At 32.9% G+C, this 2894-nt stretch carries 2 protein-coding genes; both read right to left on the bottom strand.

Annotated elements, in window-relative coordinates:
* Positions 1-235: 235 nt before the first annotated feature.
* On the bottom strand, positions 236-1648 hold the full coding sequence (gene cysS, locus C3E90_RS01315) for a cysteine--tRNA ligase (RefSeq protein ID WP_236913747.1): 1413 nt from the start codon (positions 1646-1648) through the stop codon (positions 236-238).
* A 94-nt stretch (positions 1649-1742) separates the two neighbouring features.
* A complete protein-coding gene (locus C3E90_RS01310; protein WP_236913746.1) occupies positions 1743-2486 on the bottom strand; it encodes a class I SAM-dependent methyltransferase in 744 nt (247 codons plus the stop codon).
* Positions 2487-2894 lie beyond the last annotated feature (408 nt).

The following is a 2894-nucleotide window of genomic DNA, read 5'->3' as shown; positions in this document are numbered from 1 at the left end:
GGGATAATTAACAAATATCATAGGAATGGAGATTATGCCATATTTAATTTTTGGTAATATTACCAATTACACTTTTATTTTTGCACAACAAGAGTTATTAACTTAAGTACCTAGCTCCGTCAAATTTTCTAGCGGGAAATTATTAATCTTTATATTTAAGCCTTAATTATCATAATAAAAAAATAGAGCAGACTTTAACCGTATCTCCTCTATTTTCACTAAAGGTAAACCAGTTTTATATAACCTTCCATATAGTTCCATCCATTGAGTCTACTAATTCTATATTACTCTCTAGAAGAATATTTCTTATTTCATCTGCCCTAACCCAGTTCTTTTCATTTCTTGCCTTATTTCTCTCCAAAATAAGCATCTGAATATATTCTTCATCAACATTGTCACTATTTGTTATCTCTTCATCTATAGTGAGATTTAGTGAAAATACTTTATCGAAATCCTCTATCAAGTAAACCTTTTCAGTGTTATTTAAAATATTATCCTTTATAACTTCGGCCAACACTGTAAAGGCATTTGCTATATTCAAATCATTACCTATTTGGGTTGCAAATTTATCCTGATATTCTTTTATTTTACCCTTATCTACTACTTCGCCATTGGTTTTACCCTCAACAATATTGTTAATTCTACTCCTTAGCTTTTTAAAAGCTTTCTGAGATTCTGTCAAACTTTCAAAGCTAAATACAAGTTGTTTCCTATACCTTGACTGAAGACAGAAATGTCTATAGTCTAAGGGACTGTAGCCTTCTTCAATAAGCCTTGAAAGAGTTAGAAAATCTCCGCTTGATTTTGACATTTTCCCATTATCAAATACTAGAAACTCCCCATGCATCCAATAGTTAACCCATTTATGGCCTCTAGCACTTTCTGATTGAGCAATCTCATTCGTATGATGCACAGAAATATGATCTACTCCCCCACAGTGTATATCTATTCTATCTCCTAAATATTTCATTGACATGGCAGAACACTCAATATGCCAACCCGGGAAACCTGTTCCCCAAGGTGATTCCCACTGCATTATTTGATTGGAAAACTTGGAGTTTGTAAACCACAATACAAAATCTAGGGGATTTTTCTTGAATGGGTCTACATCAACCCTACTTCCTGCCTCAAGCTCCTCTAGACTTAGATTGGCAAGCTTAGCGTAGTTCGGGTATTTTTCTATTGAAAAGTATACATTACCATTGGCTATATAAGTAAAACCCTTATCTTCCAGTACTTGAATAAAGTTAATCATATCCTCGATATGCTCTGTAGCTCGGCATATTATTGTAGGCGCTGTTATATTAAGAAGTTGACAGTCATTTAAAAAAGCATCTTCATAAAATTTTGCAATTTCCCATACAGTTTTCTTTTCTCTGATGGCTCCCAAAGCCATTTTATCTTCTCCTGTATCTGAATCAGATTCTAAATGTCCTACATCTGTTATATTCATAACATGCTTGACCTCTAAGCCCATGTACTCCATTGATTTTTTAAGGACATCTTCAAAAATATAGGTTCTAAGGTTGCCTATATGAGCATAATTGTATACTGTTGGTCCACATGTATACAATTTTATCTTGCCTTTCTCTATAGGTATTACCTCTTCCTTTATTCCTGTTAAAGTGTTATAAACTGAAAATTTCATATCCTCTCCTCCTAATAAAGTATTGGAAGCAATTGTATCACACTATTTATAATAGATGAACAAAATATAAAACTATGCATCAATCTATCTTGATTTAATGTTTCTTTGCTCTTATAAATAAAAACTGAGGGTTCTTAGTTAATCTATCATATGTATTAGGATGTGCGATTTTGAATTCTTCTATCGGCATGGGTTCTAATAATCTTTCTATTGTAAATCCTGCATCAATAATGGGAGTGATAATGGCACTTAAAGGTCTTCTATAAAATTGTACTTTTACCTTTCCATTATTAGTGTTCCATTCATCATCTAATAATTCAGTTAAAAAGTAATTCTCTTTATTAAATACTGTAAAATCCATAAAAGGATGATGGATAGAGATAATAAGTTGTCCATCTCTTTTTAATATCCTATTAAATTCACTCATTACTAAATTCCAGCTTTTAATATAGTGAAGTGTCAATGATGATAAAATAACATCTATAGATTTATCTTCAATAAAATGCAATGGCTCATTTAGATCAGCTTTTATAACTTTAGCCTTATTTCCGACTCTTTTTTTAGTCATTTCTATCATATTTGGACTAAAATCTAGTGCTATTACACTTGCACCCTCCTCTAATAGCCATTTAGTATACCACCCCGCCGCACAACCTGCATCTAAAACTTTCTTGCCTCTTACTTGTGGAAGTAATGATATAGTTGCAGGTCTTTCATAGTATGCATTGAATGGTTTTATATCTACATACTTAAAATAATATTCAGCCATTTCTTCATAAGAATTAAGTGAAACAGAGTCTTTATTTATAGCTTGTTCCTCCTGTGATATGCTACTCAATACGCTCCCCCCAAATGTCACACATTTTTAACATATGTACATTATATTATATAATTCATCGGCTAATCTATCAACCAATAACATCATATTTTAAACTCTATTTTTTCCAATTTTCTTCTGTCATCGCCCAAGTTATCCAATGTCATCTGTCAAATGCCCTATTTTAAAGGGTCAAAAAACAGTATTTTTCACTGTTTTTTGACCCCTTTTCCATCTTCAAACCACTATATGTTGTGGTTCATCCCTATTATTTATCCTCTAAACCATAATATGTCATCAAAAGACTGCCTCAGTCGTAGCTTGCTGCCAATCAGCCTTCGCTTCTCTCAGCTTCTTGGGCAAGCCTGACATGAGACGTACATCTGCTTCTTCAGTCGTTTCACTCCCTCACAAGCAGTGTTACGACTT

Source organism: Clostridium sp. Cult2 (assembly GCF_021655075.1).
Lineage (GTDB): Bacteria > Bacillota > Clostridia > Tissierellales > Tepidimicrobiaceae > Schnuerera.
The sequence above is the reverse complement of the archived record's forward strand: the minus strand, read 5'-3'. Positions and strand labels throughout refer to the sequence as shown.

What these genes read in the sequence shown, in the direction of transcription:
- cysS (WP_236913747.1), bottom strand. Translation starts at nt 1,648, where the DNA reads ATGAAATTTTCAGTTTATAACACTTTAACAGGAATAAAGGAAGAGGTA.